Consider the following 18,876-nt stretch of genomic DNA (forward strand, 5'->3'; position numbering starts at 1 on the left):
TTTCTCTTATTTTTTTGAGCCGAATCTATTTTCTGTTCCGGCTATCAGACGTTTGATATTTTCTTTATGTCTAAACCATGCAAGAACCATAATGATACATGCAAGCACATAAGTTTCAACACGATAATTTAAGCTCATTCTAAGACCGCCCATCTCGCCATAAAGAATGATCTCCATAAAAAATGTGGTTGCTGCCAATAGAGAACCAAGCGACACATAACGCGTTAAAATTGATGCGATCAAAAAGCATGTCAATGGAATTGGCACCAAAACCGGATGAGTTGCAACTACCAGTCCTGCCAGTACAGCAATTCCTTTTCCACCTTTAAACTTCAAATAAAACGGAAAATTATGTCCCAGAGTTGCACCAACACCTGCGTACATTGCCAGCATCGGCGCATACGCTGTATCACGGTAAATATATCGAGTAAGACATATCGCTAATACGCATTTCAACACATCTCCTGCAAATGTACACAAGCCGGCTTTCCATCCCATTACACGAACTGCATTTGTCGAGCCGGCATTTCCACTGCCCTGCTGTCTGATATCAATATGATGCAGTTTCCCAACAATATAACCTGTCTGAAACAAGCCAAAAATATATCCAATTACTAAACAGATGATACGTTCCATCTTCTACTGATCCTTTTCCTTTCTCTCTCTAATGAAGAATTTTAATGAAGTTCCTCTGAATCCAAAAGCTTCACGAATCTTGTTCTCCAAATATCTTGTATATGAAAAATGCATCAGCTGCTTATCATTTACAAAAATTACAAATGATGGTGGTTTAACCGCTACCTGAGTGATATAGTAAAGTTTCAAACGTTTTCCCTTATCTGAAGGTGGCTGCTGCATAGCAACTGCCTCTGTCATGATCTCATTCAAAACACCTGTTGCAACACGAAGTGTCTGATTCTCAATAACCATATCGATCATATCATATAATTTATTCAAACGCTGTCCTGTCATAGCAGATACATACATGATTTCTGCATACGGCATATATGACAATACCTGACGGATCTTATTCTCATATTCACGCATTGTCTTATCATTTTTTTCAATGGCATCCCATTTATTCACTACAATGATGACACCCTTACCTCGTTCATGGGCAATTCCGGCAATCTTTGCATCCTGCTCTGTTACACCTTCTGTTGCATCAATCACCATCAAGACCACATCTGCACGCTCCACTGCTGTTACTGTACGGATAATACTGTAACGCTCCAGTTCTTCTTTTATCTTATTCTTACGGCGAAGTCCCGCTGTATCAATAAAAACATATTCCTTGTCATTATGCTTGATTGCTGTGTCAATGGCATCTCTTGTCGTACCTGCAATATTAGATACAATCACGCGGTTCTCTCCCAACAATTTATTAATGATCGAAGATTTTCCTACGTTTGGTTTCCCTACGATGGCGATACGAGGACGTTCATCTTCCTCTTCTTCTCCTGCCCCTTCCGGGAAATGTGAAATCACAACATCGAGCATATCTCCCAATCCAAGTCTGGATGCAGCCGAGATTGGAATTGGATCTCCGATTCCAAGATTATAGAACTCGTACACATCTGCCATGTATTTATCAAAATTATCTACTTTATTTACAACAAGTACGATTGGTTTTCCGGAACGACGAAGCATATCTGCAACCTTTGAATCCGAATCCTGAAGTCCTTGTTTTACATCTGTAATAAATACAATCACATCTGCTGTATCAATGGCAATCTGCGCCTGTTCTCTCATCTGTGATAAAATGACATCTCTGCTGTCCGGCTCAATACCGCCTGTATCGATCATTGTAAATTCTTTATCCAACCAGGAAACATCCGCATAAATACGGTCTCTTGTTACTCCCGGTGTATCTTTGACGATGGAGATCATCTCCCCCGCCAGTACGTTAAATAATGTAGACTTTCCTACGTTAGGTCTTCCCACAATTGCTACCACTGGTTTACTCATCTTTGTATCTACCTTTCTTATATTCTCTATTTATCAGTTACTTTTTTATGTGTTTATTTTTCCAATATTGCATCAAGCAAATCTTGTCCGCTTGATTTTACAATATTCAACTTTACTTGTAAAGTTTTCTCTACATCATCTGTCGTATAATCATCCAAAAATACATCCTCATCTATACGCAGCATATTGCATGGAATCAATAATCGTTCTCCCTGCATCTGTACTTTCATCTGGCTCATCAAATCCTGTCCGGTAATCAGTCCGGACACCGTGATTAATTCACCAAAGAAATCATTTCTGATTGGGACAACATTTACATGAACATTCGGGAACTTGTCCTTCATCGCCTGTACAAGACGCAACAGATACGGATAAGCAAGACGCCCCGTTGCCATAGACATCACACGTTCTTTGTCATCCCCTTCTTCTTTCTCCAGTGCTTCCATGAACTCATCATGGAGCAGTCGAAGCATTCCAACACCATTCTCAAGCTGAAGATATCCATCATATTGTTCTTCATCCGGAAGTTCCCGCTCTGCAAGAATATACCATTCATCGCTGGCATGAATAAAATGTATTCCGTATTCCGGATAAATTTTTTCTCTCCATTTGTAAATAATATCCAACACCTGATTCGCATCTTCCTTTGTAAATGGTTCGAGTGGCTCAAGCCCATCACGATATTTACTAAGTCCTACCGGAACGACAGAAACACTTCTTAAAAATGGCAAGTATTTTGTCAGGTCCCGGATACTTCTCTCCAACTCTTCTCCGTCATTAAAGCCCTTACACAGTACGATCTGGCCATTCATCTCAATGCCTGCCTGATATAAAATATCAACCTTCTTTAAAGCATCTCCTGCAAAACGATTGTGCAGCATCCTGCACCTAAGTTCCGGATTGGTCGTCTGAAATGAAATATTGATTGGCTCCAGATGATACTTTACAATTCTTTGCATATCATGCTCACTCATATTTGTAAGTGTCACATAATTCCCCTGTAAAAATGAGAGTCTGGAATCATCATCTTTAAAATAAAGTGTCTCTCTCATTCCCGGAGGCATTTGATCAATAAAGCAGAAAATACATTTATTATGACAGGAACGATATTCATCCATCAGACCCTGCTCAAAATCCATTCCCAAATCTTCAAATTCTTCTTTCTCAATCTCTAATTCCCACTGTTCTCCATTTGCCTTCTCTACGAGCAGAACAACAAGCTCATCTTCCATGTAATAGCGATAATCAAAAATGTCTTCGATTTCATTTCCATTCATCGTCAACAATCTATCCCCTGGTTCGATTCCCATCTCTTCAGCAATGCTGCCAGGGTGCACTGTGCTGATGATATGTTTATGTTTCATATAATTAAACCTCTTTCATATTGACATAATTTCCGCAATATACCATGATATTTTAACATAATCCGCAAATTTAGTAAAGATAAGGTTGAGTCACTTGAATTTCTATATAAAAAATGATATAACGATATTGTATCTGTGTATGATGATGTATTCATACACCGCACGATTACGAAAATAATACTTAGGAGAAAATCATGTCAAACAATATTGAAGCATTGGAAAAAACACTTCCTATTGCACCTCTGAAACTGGTTGCAATGGAAAGCTGTAAGGACCTTGGTCATAAGGTCAATGACTATCTTGTATCTTTTCGAAAGGACACTATCAACGAGATTACAACCTCTCCACTTTACACAAACTACAAATCAAACAGTTATCTTGTAGATTGTAGTTGTCCGCGTTTCGGAAGCGGAGAGGCAAAAGGTATTCTGAAAGAAACTATCCGTGGAACTGATCTGTTTATTATGACGGATGTCTGCAATTACAGTCTGACTTATTCTGTAAACGGACATCTCAATCACATGTCTCCAGATGATCACTATCAGGATCTGAAGCGTATCATCTCTGCTGCAACTGGAAAGGCTCACCGTATTAACGTTATCATGCCATTCCTCTATGAAAGTCGCCAGCATAAACGCACAAAGAGAGAATCTTTGGACTGTGCACTTGCATTAGAAGAGTTAAATGCAATGGGGGTTACAAATATTATTACTTTTGATGCACATGACCCACGAGTACAGAATGCAATCCCTTTGAGCGGATTCGATAGTTTTGATCCTCCGTATCAGTTTATGAAAGCTCTTTTCAGAGCAGTTCCTGATATCATTGTCGACAAAGAACATCTGATGATCATCAGCCCGGATGAAGGTGCAATGCACCGTGCTGTATACTTTTCAAATGTCCTTGGCGTGGATATGGGTATGTTCTACAAACGTCGTGACTACTCTACTATTGTAAATGGTAAGAATCCTATTGTTGCCCACGAATTTTTGGGAGATGATGTAACAGGAAAAGATGTTATCATCGTTGACGATATGATTTCTTCCGGAGAAAGTATGCTTGATGTTGCGAAGAAATTAAAAGAACGTGGTGCCGGACGTGTATTCGTATGTACAACATTTGGTCTGTTCACAGAAGGTTTTGAGAAATTTGATGATTATTATGAAAAAGGATATATCAACAAAGTAATCACAACAAACCTGACATATCTTCCATCTGTTGTAAATGAAAAACCATATTTCGTTACTGCCGATATGAGTAAATTCTTAGCTTTGATCATTGATTCATTGAATCACGATGTTTCAATCGGCAACGTACTGAATCCAACAGACAGAATTCATTCTTTATTAGAAAAACACAATATCAAACGATAAAAGCAAAAAAGAAAAGGTTTTCGGACCTTTTCTTTTTTTGCTTTTATTATCATTAATACAATTTTGCGCTGATTGTTTTTGGTTTTAAACCATTTTCTTCAAGTGCTGCAAGTATCTGATGCTTATGCTCTGTTCCAAACGCTTCCATCGTAATTCTAAGTTCTACTGCTGCATTTCTATTTGTACTTACAAACTGATTGTGCTCAAGTTTGATAATATTACCTTTCTGACCTGCAATAACAGATGCAACTCTCTGCAACTCACCCGGCTTATCCGGAAGTAATACAGATACTGAGAAAATACGATCTCTCTGGATCAATCCATGCTGTACGATAGATGACATTGTAATCACATCCATGTTACCACCGCTTAAGATACATACAACCTTTTTGCCTTTGCAATCCAGCTGTTTCAATGCTGCGACACTCAAAAGACCGGAATTTTCTACTATCATCTTGTGATTTTCTACGATATCCAAAAATGCACCGATCAACTCATCATCTTCTACCAACAATACTTCATCTACATTCTCACGTACATATGGGAGATTCTGATGTCCTACTGCTTTTACTGCTGTACCATCTGCAATTGTATTCGCACTGTCAAGTTCTACTACTTCTCCGGCTTTTAACGCTGCTGTCATACTTGCAGCTCCGGCTGGTTCTACACCAATGACTTTAATCTTTGGATTGAGCATCTTGGCAAGTGTAGATACACCTGTGATCAATCCGCCTCCGCCGATCGGTGCAAGAATATAATCTACAGTAGGCAGTTCCTGAATGATTTCCATAGCAATTGTTCCCTGTCCGGTTGCAACGTCCAGATCATCAAATGGATGCACAAATGTATACCCATGTTCTTCTGCAAGTTTATATGCATACTCACATGCATCGTCATATACATCTCCGTGAAGAATTACTTCTGCACCATAGCTCTTTGTACGATTCACCTTGATAAGTGGTGTTACTGTAGGCATAACAATCGTTGCCTTACAGCCATATGCCTTTGCTGCATATGCAACTCCCTGTGCATGGTTTCCCGCAGATGCTGTGATCAGACCTTTTGCACGTTCTTCTTCTGACAATGTACTGATCTTGTAATAAGCTCCACGTAACTTGTATGCTCCTGTATGCTGCATATTTTCTGGTTTTAAATACACCTTTGCCCCTGTCTGCTGGCTTAAATAATCACTCTTTATCAATTTTGTCGGGTTTGTAACTCGTGTAACTATTTCACTTGCTTCCTCGAACTTCTCTAATGTTAATTCATTCATCCTGCTCACCTTTTTTCTTCGTGTTTTAACTTCTATTTCAGCTTTTTTAAAAAAACTTTATCTGTTTCTTATGTTATATCATAAGAACTCTCGAGTTCGATGTCAATTATTTTTTATATAATATGCAAATTTTTGTATGTTTATTCGTCATTACGCCTCATCTTCTGCATATTCTTTTTTGTCATTTGTATAAAATAATGCATTTACAAATTCATCTGCATTAAATTTCTGCAGGTCATCAATCGACTCGCCAACGCCGATATATTTTACCGGAATACCAAGCTCTGACTGGATTGCAACTGCTATTCCGCCTTTTGCTGTTCCGTCCATCTTCGTTAATACAACACCTGTAATATCTGTAACTTCATTAAACTCTTTTGCCTGAGCTAATGCATTCTGCCCTGTTGTAGCATCCAGAACAACCAGTGTCTCACGATACGCATCTGGATATTCTCTATCTATCACGCGATTGATTTTTTTCAATTCTTCCATCAGATTCTTTTTGTTATGAAGACGTCCTGCTGTATCACAGAGCAAAATATCTGCTTTTCTCGCTTTTGCTGCTGCTACTGCATCATAGACAACTGCTGCCGGATCAGAGCCTTCCTGTCCGCCAATCATCTCTACCTGCGCACGATTTGCCCATTCTTTAAGCTGTTCTCCTGCTGCAGCACGGAATGTATCTGCCGCACCAAGGATTACTTTCTTCCCTTGTGCATGAAATTTTCCTGCCAGCTTTCCAATTGTTGTAGTTTTACCTACTCCATTGACTCCAATCACAAATACTACCGATTGACGGTTTTCAAATTCATATGCTGTCTCGCCTACGTCCATCTGTTTTTTTATGCTATCGATCAATAGTTCTCTACATTCGATAGGTTCCTTGATATGCTGTTCTTTTACTTTCTCTTTGAGATCTTCTATAATCTCCATTGTTGTATGCACACCGAGGTCTCCCATGATCAATGTCTCTTCTAATTCCTCATAGAAATCATCATCAATATGAGAAAACCCATGAAAAATACTGTCCATTCCGGACACAATATTATCTCTTGTTTTTGTCAGACCTGATACCAGTCTGCTAAAAAAACCTTTTTTCTCTCCCATTTTTCTCTCCTTTTGTAATTGCTTCTCTAACCTGCAATTATGCTTTTCTTTCTTTTTCTAATTGCTCCTCTACCAAATCAACAGAAACCAATGTAGAAATACCTTTCTCCTGCATTGTAATACCGTACAGGCGGTCTGCAGCCGCCATAGTTCCTCGTCGATGAGTGATTACAATAAACTGTGTATGCTTTGTCAGCTTATGTAAATATTGTGCATATCGGTCTACGTTGCTGTCGTCAAGTGCTGCCTCAATCTCATCCAACAGACAGAACGGCGAAGGCTTCAAATTCTGAATCGCAAATAATAAGGAAATCGCAGTCAATGCTTTCTCTCCACCTGATAATTGCATCATATTCTGTAATTTCTTGCCAGGTGGCTGAGCAATGATTCGGATTCCGGCCTCAAGTACATCTTCATCTTCCATAAGCTCCAATGTACCTTTTCCACCTCCAAAAAGTTGTTTAAACACACTGTCAAATTCTGATCTGATACGTGCGAACTGTTCTTGGAACTGTTGTCTCATTGCTACATCAAGTTCCTCAATAATTTTCACAAGAGATACCTCTGCCTCTACCAGATCATCATGCTGTGTTTTTAAAAATTCATATCGCTCTGACACACTCTTGTATTCTTCGATTGCATTGACATTTACATTTCCAAGATTTTTAATCTCATTCTTCAAACCATGGATTGCCTGTTTCATATAAGCCAGATCTGTCATATTCTCGTCACGCAGCTCCAGCGCATGATTATATGTCAGTTCATATTCTTCCCACATATAATTAATCTGCTTATCAGAAGCCTCTTCATATGACTCTTTTCGACTGTTCAGACGGAAACATTCTTTATCAAGATCTGACATGTATTTTGACAATGCTTCTCTTTTTTCCAAAAAGCTTTTATTTTTACTGCTCAGTTCTTCCCTCTGCTTTGTTTTTTCTTCAATTTCTTTCTGGATTTCCTCAAACAAATCTTTTGACTCTTCGATCGTTCTCTGTAAATCTGAAATTTCTTCTTCTTTTGCCCGAATTTCTTCAACTGCATTTCCTTTATTCAGTTTCAATTCTTCCAGTTCCTCTTCAAACTGTTTTATCTCTTCCTGAATACGATTGATATTCTCCTGTACAAATGCTTCCTTTTGCTCTAATCCTGCAAAATTAAGATGTACTTTTTCTGAAAGATGCTGCTGTTCGCTTTCTTTTACCTTATCGGCCTCCAAAGTCTGCTGCATCATATCAATCTTCTCATTCAACTTTTTTTCCAGATTTTCAGATGTCTCTAACTCCATCTGAATAGACTCCTCGTTGTCACGGATTTCTTCCAGTTCTTTTTCAATATCACCTAATTCTGACTGATAACGTTGTTGTCTTTGGAATAGTTCTCTCTGATTTTCCTGCACCTGTTCCATATTCATCTTAAGTGTATTTTCAACTACAGATGCTTCCTGGACATTCTGCTTCAAAGAATCAATCTTTTCATAACATGCTGTACGCTTCTGTTTTATTCCAGCCAGCGATTCTTCGATTTCCTGAATCTTGTCTTTTATCACAACAACATGTTTTTCAAATTCTTCAATCTCACGGCGTCTGCTTAAGAGATTACTTGAATTTTTAAATGCACCACCAGTCATAGAACCGCCTGGATTGATCAAATCGCCTTCCAATGTCACAAGTCGAAGCGACTGTCTGTATTTTTTCGCAATCGCAATTCCATGGTCAATATGATCTACCACAACTGTTTTTCCAAGTAACTGATCTGCAAGAACCTGGTATTTTTTCTCAACATGGACCAGCGTATTTGCCAGACCAATCACCCCCGGTTCTCTCAAAGCTTCTTCATTTCGGATTCCATTTCCTCCATGCATACTTGTTAACGGGAGAAATGTTGCTCTTCCAAATTTATTTTTCTTTAAAAATTGAATCATCCGTTTTGCAGTTTCTTCATTATCTGTTACGATATTCTGTATACTTCCACCAAGTGCAGTCTCAACAGCGATCTCATATTCCTTATCTACTTTGACGATATCTGCTACCACACCCAGCAATCCCGGCTCATGGTCTCGATTGTTCATCACGCGCTTGATGCTGTTGCCATATCCGTCATAACGCTCTGTCATATTTTTTAATGATTCTAACCTTGAAACTTCTCTGTGATAATTTGACTGCTCTGTACGTAATTCCTGCTCTACTTTTGATATTTCATTTTGATAAGCTAAAATCTGCTCTTCCTGCTCTTGCATCACATGATTATAGTCTGCTATCTCTGCTTGAACTTTTTTTCTTTGTTCTGCATAATCTGAAAGTACTGCATTCTTCTGTGCACCTTGACTTGCAATCTCAAGGATTACTTTATTCAAAGAGGCTCTTCTTGTTGTAATCTGACTTTTTGTTGTTGTAAAATGCTGAATCTGTGCTTTTGTAGATGCACGATTATTCAAAAGCTCCATGATTTCCTGTTTATGCTGCTCAATCTCATCTGTCGCACGGGCAATCCTTGTCTGAATATCCGTCAATTTCTGCTGTGCATCGTTGTTTTGAACAGACTCTTGCTGTAATTCCTGACGAATCTGATGACGTTCACTCTCCAGAGCTTCCTTTTGTTCTTGTCTGGACTCGATTTCTTTGCAAATTATATTGAAACGATTTTCATAGTGTTCATCGTTCATACGGACTGTATTGATCTGCTCCTTCAGGACATTGATCTGTCCTTCAAGCTGCTGCTTCAATAAATTCGTTTCATTTAGTTGTGTTTTTGACGTTTCTAATGCCACATCAATAATATCAACCTGTTCTTCAACAGACTCGTATTCAGCCTTCATTTTTTCATAATTGCCTTCTGCCTGTTCCAGTTCTTCCTCTGCAATTTTTAACTGTCCTTCAATCTGGCTCAGTTGTTCTTTAATCCGCTCTGTCTCCAGAAGGAACATATTGATATCCAATGTTTTCAGAGCTTCTTTTTTCTTCAAATATTCTCTTGCGGTCTGAGACTGACGTTCCAATGGCCCAATCTGCTTTTCAAGCTCAGAAAGAATATCATTAACACGAGTCAGATTCATTCTTTCTTCTTCTAGTTTTTTTAATGACAGATTCTTACGACGTTTAAATTTTACGATTCCAGCTGCCTCGTCAAACAACTCTCGACGTTCTTCCGGCTTACCGCTTAATATCTTATCAATCTGTCCCTGCCCGATAATGGAGTATCCTTCTTTACCGATACCTGTATCATAGAACATCTCATTAATATCCTTCAAACGGCACGATGCTCCATTAATCAGATATTCACTCTCCCCAGAACGGTATAATTTTCTGGTAACTGTAACCTCTTCATAATCAACCGGGAGTTTATGATCTTCATTATTAAGCGTTATTGCAACTGAGGCATAGCTAAGCGGTTTTCGATTCTCTGTTCCCGAGAAAATTACATCCTGCATCGAACCGCCTCGAAGCTGTTTTGCTCTCTGTTCACCCAAAACCCATCTGACTGCATCTGCGACATTGCTTTTTCCACTTCCGTTCGGTCCTACAATTCCCGTGATTCCTTCGTGAAAATCAAATTTTATCTTGTTCGCAAATGACTTAAACCCTTGTACTTCAATGCTTTTTAAATACATATATCACCTGTTCTATTATTTCTTTTTCAGCGCAAGAATTGCCTGATATGCTGCCTGCTGCTCCGCTGCTTTTTTTGTACGGCCTTTTCCGGTTCCATAATCCACATCACCGATAAATACTTTTACATAAAATGCCTTATTATGGTCCGGTCCTTCTTCCTTCAATAACTGGTACGTAATTGGCTTATTACTATCTGCCTGTACGATTTCCTGTAAAATAGTCTTGCTATCAAAAAAGAGTTTCTTATTTTCCAAATCCGACAAAATAAATTTGTGGATAAACTCTTTTGCATTAGCAAAACCACCGTCCAGATAAATGGCTCCGATCAATGCTTCCATTGCATCTGAAGTAACAGATTCACGTGTTCTGCCGCCTGTCGCCTCTTCTCCTTTTCCCAGAAGAAGATAACTTCCAAGTTCAATATCTCTTGCACAAAATGCCAGCGATGGCTCACATACCATACTTGCTCTCGTTTTTGTCAGTTTTCCTTCCGGTTCCTTTGGATTTTCCAAAAATAAAAACTCACTGGATACCAGCTCCAAAACTGCATCTCCCAAAAACTCCAATCTTTCATTACACTGATATTTCGGCAAATGCTTTTCATTTGTATAAGAGCTATGCATCAAAGCATGTTTTAATAAAGAAAAATCCTGAAATTTATAGCCGATTCGTTTCTCTAATTCTTTTAATTTATCTTCCATTAATTTCTCCTCTTAGTAAATTCAAAGTCGCTATTTATAAAGCAGAAAAGCCCCTTACGGGCTTTTCTATATCTTTGTATTGATTACTTATGCATTCTTTTTGCTTTTAATCTGATCTACTGCGTCCTGCACTGTTGAAATCTGCTCTACTGCATCATCCGGAATCTCAATATCAAATTCCTCTTCTAATTTCAACACAATCTGGATCACATCCAAAGAATCCGCTGCCAGATCCTCAACAAATCTGCTTTCCTGTTTTACATCCTCTACATTTAAATTCATCTCTTCTGCAATGATTTTCCGTATTTTTTCAAATTCCATAATCTTAGTCCTCTCTTTAACTTCTTTTAATCTTCTTTTTTTGTTTCTTCCTGTGCTTTTTCCAATTGAATTGCTTCCTCAATCTTAGCACTGATTGCCTGTTCCTTAAATGTAACACACTGAATGATGGAATTGCAGACTTCTGTCGCCTTTGAACTTCCATGTGTTTTAACAACCAGTCCTTTCAGCCCTAACATTGGTGCTCCGCCATATGCAGTTGCATCAAATGACTTGAGTGTTGTCTTTAATGCCGGTTTTACAAGCAATCCGCCAATCTTACTTTTTAAAGTTGACATCATGCCCTTCTTCACTTCACTTAACAAAGTACCTGCAACACCTTCATAAAGCTTTAAAATAACATTTCCCACAAAAGCTTCACATACAATGACATCTGCTGCTCCTGATGGAATATCTCTTGCCTCCACACTACCGATAAAGTTAATGTCTTTGCATGCTTTTAAAAGTGGAAATGTCTCTTTTACCAAGGCATTCCCTTTTTCTTCTTCTGCACCGATATTCACTATACCTACTGTTGGATTCTTCTTTCCGATAACATGTTCCATATAAATAGAACCCATCTTAGCAAATTGGACAAGATGAGAAGGTCTTGCATCTACATTGGCTCCACAATCAATCAGTAATGATACTCCTTTTGCGGTCGGAATCAACGGTGCCAAAGGTGTACGCTCTACTCCTTTTATCTTGCCTACCAATATCTGACCACCGACAAGAACTGCCCCTGAATTACCTGCTGATACTACTGCATCAGCCTTTTTATCATGTACCAGTTTCATCGCAACTGACATGGATGAATCTTTCTTTCTTCTAATTGCAAGAACCGGTGACTCTGCCATCTCAATTTCTTCTGTAGCATTGACAATCTCTAACTGTTCTTTTGGATATTCATATGCTTTCAATGTATCTTTCAGTATCTCTTCTTTTCCAACCAACAGAACTTTTATGTCTTTTCGCTGTTTTATTGCATTTACCGCTCCCTTTACAATCTCCTGCGGTGCATTATCTCCGCCCATTGCATCAAGAGCAACTATTGTAGTCTCGGACATATTTTTTCCTCCTTACATAACTGTTTATAATTCTATCAAAAAAACAGAAAAAAAACAAGGACTTGATGTTACTCAAATCCTTGTCATTATCCATTTCTAATTAGTCAACTGAAATGATTTCTTTTTTGTTGTAGCTACCGCAAGCCTTACATACTCTGTGAGGCATCATAAGTTCTCCACACTTGCTGCATTTAACAAGGTTTGGAGCGCTCATTTTCCAGTTAGCTCTTCTCTTATCTCTTCTTGCTTTAGAAGATTTATTCTTTGGACAGATAGACATAGGTTACACCTCCTTAAAATTCTTAAACAGATCACGGACAACTGACATTCTTGGATCAAGACTCGTGTCTTCACAGTCACAAGTACCCTTATTTAGGTTCTGACCACAAACGTTACAAATGCCCTTACAGTCTTCCCTGCAAAGAACTTTCGTCGGCCATCCTATTAGTATCTCGTTATAGAGCATTTTGTCCACGTCAAGATAATATCCGTCAATATAGTTTGATTCATCGAATCCTTCTTCCAGTTCCGCATCGGATTGTGCGAGATCGACATGCTTCTCCACATCCAGCACAATCTCCTGCTCCACATCTTCCAGACAACGATCGCATGGAATCAAAACACAAATCTTTGATTTAGCTTGAATCCGATATTCTCGCTTCTTCATATGTGAAACTGTAATCATTACCGGATCTTTTTGAACAATAGAATAAGTTCCTGCTCTCATCTGAAACTCTTCCATATCCAATTGTACGGTCTCATTAATCGTTTGATGACGGTCTGATAACACGTCTGATAGGTTTAACAACATAGTTCGACTCCTATTCACACAAAGACTATTATATCATGTAAAAAGTATTTGTCAATCATTTTTTTATTTTTTCAAAAGAGGAAATAATGGGGACGGGGAAAGATGGCTTTTTAAAGCCACTTTTCTCCGTCCCCGACCGGTTTTGAAATTATTTCAACAGTGCAACTGTTTCTCTAGCGATTGCAAGCTCTTCGTTTGTAGGGATTACCATTACATTAACTTTAGAACCTGGTTTAGAAATCATGATTTCCTGACCTCTTGTATTGTTAGCTTCCTCATCCAGCTCAATTCCAAGATATCCAAGATATCCAACAACCGCCTCACGTACACCATGATCGTTCTCTCCGATACCTGCTGTAAATACGATATTATCTACACCATTCATTGCTGCCACGTATGCTCCAACGTATTTTGCAACACGATAAGAGAATACTTCCAGTGCAACCTTAGCTTTTTCATTTCCTGCATCTGCAGCATCCCACAAATCACGGAAGTCACTTGAAAGGTTTCCAGATAATCCGTAAACACCTGATTTTTTATTTACAACATCCATCAATCCATCAATATCAAGATTCTCTTTCTTAGCGATGAACTCTAAGATAGCTGGATCGATGTCTCCTGAACGTGTTCCCATTACAAGACCTTCCAATGGAGTAAGTCCCATAGATGTATCAATTGATTTACCATTCATAACAGCTGTTACGCTTGATCCGTTTCCAAGGTGACATACAATAGTCTTTGTCTGATCATATGGAACACCAAGAATTTCTGCTGCTCTCTTAGATACGAAACTGTGGCTTGTTCCATGGAATCCATAACGTCTTACTTTGTATTTATCATAGTACTCATATGGAAGTCCATACATATATGCTTTCTGTGGCATTGTCTGATGGAAAGCTGTATCAAACACTCCTACCATCGGTGTTCCCGGCATCAGTTTCTCGCATGCTGCGATACCGATTAAGTTTGCAGGATTGTGAAGTGGTGCAAGTTCATTACACTCTTCTACTGCTTTTTTCATATCTTCTGTAATAATTGCAGATGAAGCAAATTTTTCTCCACCATGCACAACACGATGTCCTACTGCACCGATTTCATCCAGGCTCTTAACAACTCCTGTTTTCTCGTTTGTCAATGCGTTGATCACATACTGGATTGCTTCTTCATGTGTAGGCATTGCAAGATCTGTTTTTTCTTTTTCTCCGCCAGCCGGCTGATATGTCAGTCTTCCGTCGATTCCGATTCTTTCGCAAAGTCCTTTTGCAAGAACTGCCTCTGTTTCAGAGTTGATTAACTGGAATTTCAAAGATGAACTTCCACAGTTGATTACTAATACGTTCATAATATCCTCCTTATGCTTGAGCCTGTACAGCTGTAATAGCGATAACGCCTTCAATATCTTCTGCACTACATCCACGAGACAAATCGTTAACTGGTGCTGCAATTCCCTGTGTCAGAGGACCGTAAGCTTCTGCTTTAGCAAGTCTCTGAACAAGTTTGTATCCGATATTTCCTGCATCAAGATCTGGGAAAATCAAAACATTCGCATGTCCTGCAACCGGGCTTCCTGGTGCTTTAGACTCTCCTACTGAAGGTACAATTGCTGCATCAAGCTGCAATTCTCCATCCAGACGTACATTTGGATTCAATTCTTTTGCAATTCTTGTTGCCTCTACAACCTTGTCTACGTCTGCATGTTTTGCACTTCCCTTTGTAGAATGTGAAAGCATAGCAACGACTGGCTCTTTACCTGTTAACAGCTGGAATGATTCTGCTGAAGATAATGCGATATTTGCAAGTTTTTCCGGATCTGGATTCTGTTCAAGTCCTGAATCACCAAAGATAAATGTTCCGTTTGCCCCCATATCACAATCCGGAACTACCATTACGAAGAATGCTGAAACCAGTTTTGTGCCTGGTTTTGTCTTTAAAATCTGCAGACATGGACGGAGTGTGTCTGCTGTTGAGTGGCATGCTCCTGATACCATTCCGTCAGCATCTCCCATTTTTACCATCATTACACCATAATATAAATAGTTTGTTAACAGCAATTCTCTTGCCTGCTCTTCTGTCATACCTTTTTTCTGTCTTAATTCAACTAATTTTGTTATGTATGCTTCTGTCTTATCGTTTGTAGCAGGATCTACAATCTGAGCTCCTGTAAGATCATATCCGGCACCAACCTTCTCAATCTGTTCTTTACTACCAACAAGAATCAGTTTTGCTGTTCCCTCTCTTAAAACTGCTTCTGCTGCTTTATAAGTTCTTTCGTCTTCTGTCTCAGGAAGAACAATTGTCTTAATATCAGATTTTGCTCTTGCTTTGATTTCATCAATAAATCCCATGATTTAAAGCCACCTTTCATTTTTCTCACTGCCCCCATTATACCTCAAAGATTTTAGGGAAACAAGAGGATTCTATGTGCATTTTTTAGTACAATATGCCTTTTTTTCGTTATTTTTTTATCTATCTTGTACTTTTTTAGAAACAATTGTATTTTTCAATTTTAAAAGCCCTCAAAAAAAGAAGCGGTTATTTTTCAAACCACTCCTTTTACTCTTGTTTTATAATTTAAAAAATGCTGTAATAATCGCAAAATACATCAAAATTGTACAAGTATCCATAATCGTTGAAATCAATGGTGCTGCCATCAACGCCGGATCAAGTCCTATCTTCTTGGCAAACAATGGCAATGTACATCCGATACACTTTGCCATACAAACAATTGCAATCATCGTAATTCCAATCGCAATTGCAAGCATTATATCCTGGTCATACATAATATAAATTCTAATTCCATTTACAACTGCCAGCATCACTCCCACTAATATGGCAATCCGTATTTCTTTAAATACAACTTTGAAAAATTCTTTAAATTCAATCTCCCCGACAGCAATACCGCGAATCACCATTGTCGAACTCTGTGAGCCGCAATTACCGCTGGTTCCCATCAACATTGGAATAAATGTGATTAGAATCGGCATAACCGCCATCGCTGATTCATAATGGGCCAATATTTCTCCGCTGACCGTTGCTGACAACATCAACAGCATCAGCCAGAGTGCCCTGTTCTTCGCATGTTGGAAAACAGATGTGCCAAAATAAGAATCTTCATTTGGTGTAACACCAGCCATAATACTGATATCTTCTGTTGCTTCATCCTGTAATACCGTCATCGCATCATCTACTGTTACAATTCCAACCAGACAATTTTCATGATCGATGATTGGAATAGCTACCAGACCATATTTCTCAATCATGGCTGCCACCTTTTCCTGATCATCCAGTGTCCTTGCACACAATACATTTTCATCCATAATTTCTTCAATCAGTCTGGATTCTCCTACTGTTAAAAGATCTTTTACATCAACCGAACCGATCAGCTTTTTCTTCTCCGTCACATAGCAAGTATAAATGGTTTCTTTATTAATACCAACCTGACGAATCTTTAAAATAGCTTCTTCTACGGTCATCTCTTTTCGCAGACTGATATACTCAATATTCATAATACTTCCCGCACTGTCTTCGGGATACTGTAAAAGTGCATTGATCTTCTTTCGTGTCTCTTCATCTGTTGCTTTCAAAAGACGATCAACTACATTTGCCGGCATCTCTTCTACGACATCTACTGTATCATCCACATACATCTCTTCCATGACTTCTTCCAGCTCAGAATCCGTCAATGCATTAATCAGATCTTCGCGCATGTCACTGTTCATGTCCGTAAATACTTCTGCCGCCTCTTCCTTTGCCAGTAAACGGAACATCAAAACTCTCTGACGCTCTTCCGCTTCCTCCATTACTTCAACGATATCGACAGGATGCATATTTTCTAACTTTTCTTTTAACTTTTTAAATTCTCTTGCATCTAATAATTCCAGCAATCTTTCACTATTTAATTCTTCCATTGCATCCAACCTCTTTCATCAGACATCTTTATATAGTATAATGGTTTATATCAACATATACAAGGAGCAAAATGTTAAAAACATGAAAATCGTAGGATTAATCACAGAATACAACCCTTTTCACAACGGACACGAATATCATATTGAGCAGGCAAAAAAAATAACCGGTGCGGATGCTGCCATCGTTGTTATGAGCGGGGACTATGTACAAAGAGGCATGCCTGCCATTATGCCCAAACGTTTGCGGGCAGAGATGGCATTGAACTGCAAAGCTTGTGCAGTCTTCGAACTTCCCGTCTGCTATTCTACCGGCAGTGCGGAACTATTTGCCCTCGGTGCGGTATCCTTATTAGACAAGCTTGGAATCGTTGATTATCTTTGTTTCGGAAGTGAGTGCAATGATTTACAGGGACTCCAGGCAATTGCTGATATTTTATGCGAAGAACCGACAGAATACAAACAGCTTTTACAAGAAGCTCTGCGAAGCGGACTTTCTTTTCCTGCCGCAAGACAAGAAGCACTTGGTACAATTATGAAAACTGCCGATTCTTCTTTTTTATTAAACGATCCAAATAATATTCTTGGCGTAGAATACTTAAAAGCACTCCGACGTATAAACAGCAACATAAAACCTTGCACGATCAAACGGCAGGATTCTCATTACCATGACCGGACACTGCGCACAACATACAGTTCTGCTTCTGCGATCCGTTCACTTTTTGCGTATTCAGATTCCTTTTGCACTGCATCAGAAGGTCTCCACAAGCGTGGAAACACACGTTTTTCCGGCATCTCAGGTGAATTAGCAAAACAAGTTCCATCCTCTTGTTTTAAATTATTAGAAGAAAACCATCAGGTTCTTTATCCAATCTCAGAACAGGATTTTTCACTTCTTCTAAAATATAAGCTATTAAACAAAACTCCTGAAAAGCTCATTCGGTATGCGGATGTTTCCGAAGAATTGGCTAATCGTATTTATGCAAATCTGAATAACTTTTTTGATTATCGTCAATTCTGCGAATTGTTAAAAACAAAAGAAGTAACACAGACAAGAATCAATCGTGCACTATTGCATATTATGCTCGGCCTCAAAAAGAAAGAGCAGGAAACTTATTTAACTGATGGATATCATTACTACGCACATTTGCTTGGTTTCAGAAAAGATAGTGAAAAAGTAATTTCTGCAATCTCTAAAACCGGAACGCTTCCTTTATTAACAAAGCTATACAAACAGGACAAGCTTTCAGAGGCTGGCCAACGTATGCTAAATCAAGATATTTTAGCTTCCAATTTGTATAATTCTGTAATTACTGAGAAATTCCGGACTCCATTTAAAAACGAGTATAACTACGGCATTTTAAAATTATAATTTTTT

The 18,876-nt window shown here is 38.7% G+C and carries 16 protein-coding genes; 2 read left to right on the forward strand and 14 right to left on the reverse strand.

Annotated elements, in window-relative coordinates; genetic code table 11:
* Positions 1–6: 6 nt before the first annotated feature.
* Genes plsY through D8Q48_RS03145 form a run of 3 tightly spaced genes read right to left on the reverse strand, consistent with a single transcriptional unit; the run spans position 7 to position 3,332 of the window.
* A complete protein-coding gene (gene plsY / locus D8Q48_RS03135; RefSeq protein WP_117989669.1) occupies positions 7–636 on the reverse strand; it encodes a glycerol-3-phosphate 1-O-acyltransferase PlsY in 630 nt (209 codons plus the stop codon).
* Between the two features lie 3 nt (positions 637–639).
* Complete coding sequence (gene der, locus D8Q48_RS03140; RefSeq protein ID WP_117989668.1) at positions 640–1,968, reverse strand: ribosome biogenesis GTPase Der; 1,329 nt, start codon at positions 1,966–1,968, stop codon at positions 640–642.
* A gap of 53 nt (positions 1,969–2,021) precedes the next feature.
* Positions 2,022–3,332: a DUF512 domain-containing protein gene (locus D8Q48_RS03145; RefSeq protein ID WP_121055399.1), complete on the reverse strand. Its 1,311-nt coding sequence runs from the start codon at positions 3,330–3,332 to the stop codon at positions 2,022–2,024.
* A 194-nt stretch (positions 3,333–3,526) separates the two neighbouring features.
* Here D8Q48_RS03145 and D8Q48_RS03150 point away from each other — a divergent pair, with 194 nt between their 5' ends.
* Positions 3,527–4,705: a ribose-phosphate pyrophosphokinase gene (locus D8Q48_RS03150; RefSeq protein WP_117989666.1), complete on the forward strand. Its 1,179-nt coding sequence runs from the start codon at positions 3,527–3,529 to the stop codon at positions 4,703–4,705.
* A gap of 52 nt (positions 4,706–4,757) precedes the next feature.
* Here the strand turns inward: D8Q48_RS03150 and ilvA are convergent, their stop codons facing one another.
* The 11 genes from ilvA to mgtE all read right to left on the reverse strand — a co-directional run bounded on the left by ilvA (position 4,758) and on the right by mgtE (position 17,501).
* Positions 4,758–5,978, reverse strand: a complete 1,221-nt coding sequence (ilvA, locus tag D8Q48_RS03155) for a threonine ammonia-lyase (protein ID WP_117989665.1) — start codon at positions 5,976–5,978, stop codon at positions 4,758–4,760.
* Between the two features lie 150 nt (positions 5,979–6,128).
* Complete coding sequence (gene ftsY / locus D8Q48_RS03160; protein ID WP_117989664.1) at positions 6,129–7,085, reverse strand: signal recognition particle-docking protein FtsY; 957 nt, start codon at positions 7,083–7,085, stop codon at positions 6,129–6,131.
* A 37-nt stretch (positions 7,086–7,122) separates the two neighbouring features.
* A complete protein-coding gene (gene smc, locus D8Q48_RS03165; protein WP_121055401.1) occupies positions 7,123–10,695 on the reverse strand; it encodes a chromosome segregation protein SMC in 3,573 nt (1,190 codons plus the stop codon).
* A 15-nt stretch (positions 10,696–10,710) separates the two neighbouring features.
* Positions 10,711–11,397, reverse strand: a complete 687-nt coding sequence (gene rnc, locus D8Q48_RS03170; RefSeq protein WP_117989662.1) for a ribonuclease III — start codon at positions 11,395–11,397, stop codon at positions 10,711–10,713.
* Between the two features lie 87 nt (positions 11,398–11,484).
* Positions 11,485–11,718 (reverse strand): acyl carrier protein, encoded by a 234-nt coding sequence (gene acpP / locus D8Q48_RS03175; protein WP_121055403.1) that lies wholly within the window; start codon positions 11,716–11,718, stop codon positions 11,485–11,487.
* A gap of 26 nt (positions 11,719–11,744) precedes the next feature.
* Positions 11,745–12,782, reverse strand: coding sequence for a phosphate acyltransferase PlsX (plsX, locus tag D8Q48_RS03180; RefSeq protein WP_118687598.1), 1,038 nt, complete (start codon positions 12,780–12,782; stop codon positions 11,745–11,747).
* A gap of 100 nt (positions 12,783–12,882) precedes the next feature.
* Complete coding sequence (rpmF, locus tag D8Q48_RS03185; protein ID WP_004068723.1) at positions 12,883–13,062, reverse strand: 50S ribosomal protein L32; 180 nt, start codon at positions 13,060–13,062, stop codon at positions 12,883–12,885.
* A gap of 3 nt (positions 13,063–13,065) precedes the next feature.
* Positions 13,066–13,593: a DUF177 domain-containing protein gene (locus D8Q48_RS03190; protein ID WP_117989659.1), complete on the reverse strand. Its 528-nt coding sequence runs from the start codon at positions 13,591–13,593 to the stop codon at positions 13,066–13,068.
* Positions 13,594–13,741: 148 nt separating this feature from the next.
* Positions 13,742–14,935, reverse strand: a complete 1,194-nt coding sequence (locus D8Q48_RS03195) for an acetate kinase (protein ID WP_118687599.1) — start codon at positions 14,933–14,935, stop codon at positions 13,742–13,744.
* A 10-nt stretch (positions 14,936–14,945) separates the two neighbouring features.
* A complete protein-coding gene (pta, locus tag D8Q48_RS03200; protein ID WP_118687600.1) occupies positions 14,946–15,938 on the reverse strand; it encodes a phosphate acetyltransferase in 993 nt (330 codons plus the stop codon).
* Between the two features lie 219 nt (positions 15,939–16,157).
* Positions 16,158–17,501: a magnesium transporter gene (gene mgtE, locus D8Q48_RS03205; RefSeq protein WP_118687601.1), complete on the reverse strand. Its 1,344-nt coding sequence runs from the start codon at positions 17,499–17,501 to the stop codon at positions 16,158–16,160.
* An 82-nt stretch (positions 17,502–17,583) separates the two neighbouring features.
* Between mgtE and D8Q48_RS03210 the strand changes: the two genes are divergently transcribed.
* Entirely contained in the window at positions 17,584–18,870 is a 1,287-nt protein-coding gene (locus D8Q48_RS03210) for a nucleotidyltransferase (RefSeq protein WP_118687602.1), read from the forward strand.
* Positions 18,871–18,876: the final 6 nt, after the last annotated feature.

Origin of the sequence: Ruminococcus sp. B05 (genome assembly GCF_003628495.1) — a bacterium.
Classification (GTDB): Bacteria; Bacillota; Clostridia; order Lachnospirales; family Lachnospiraceae; genus Schaedlerella; species Schaedlerella hominis.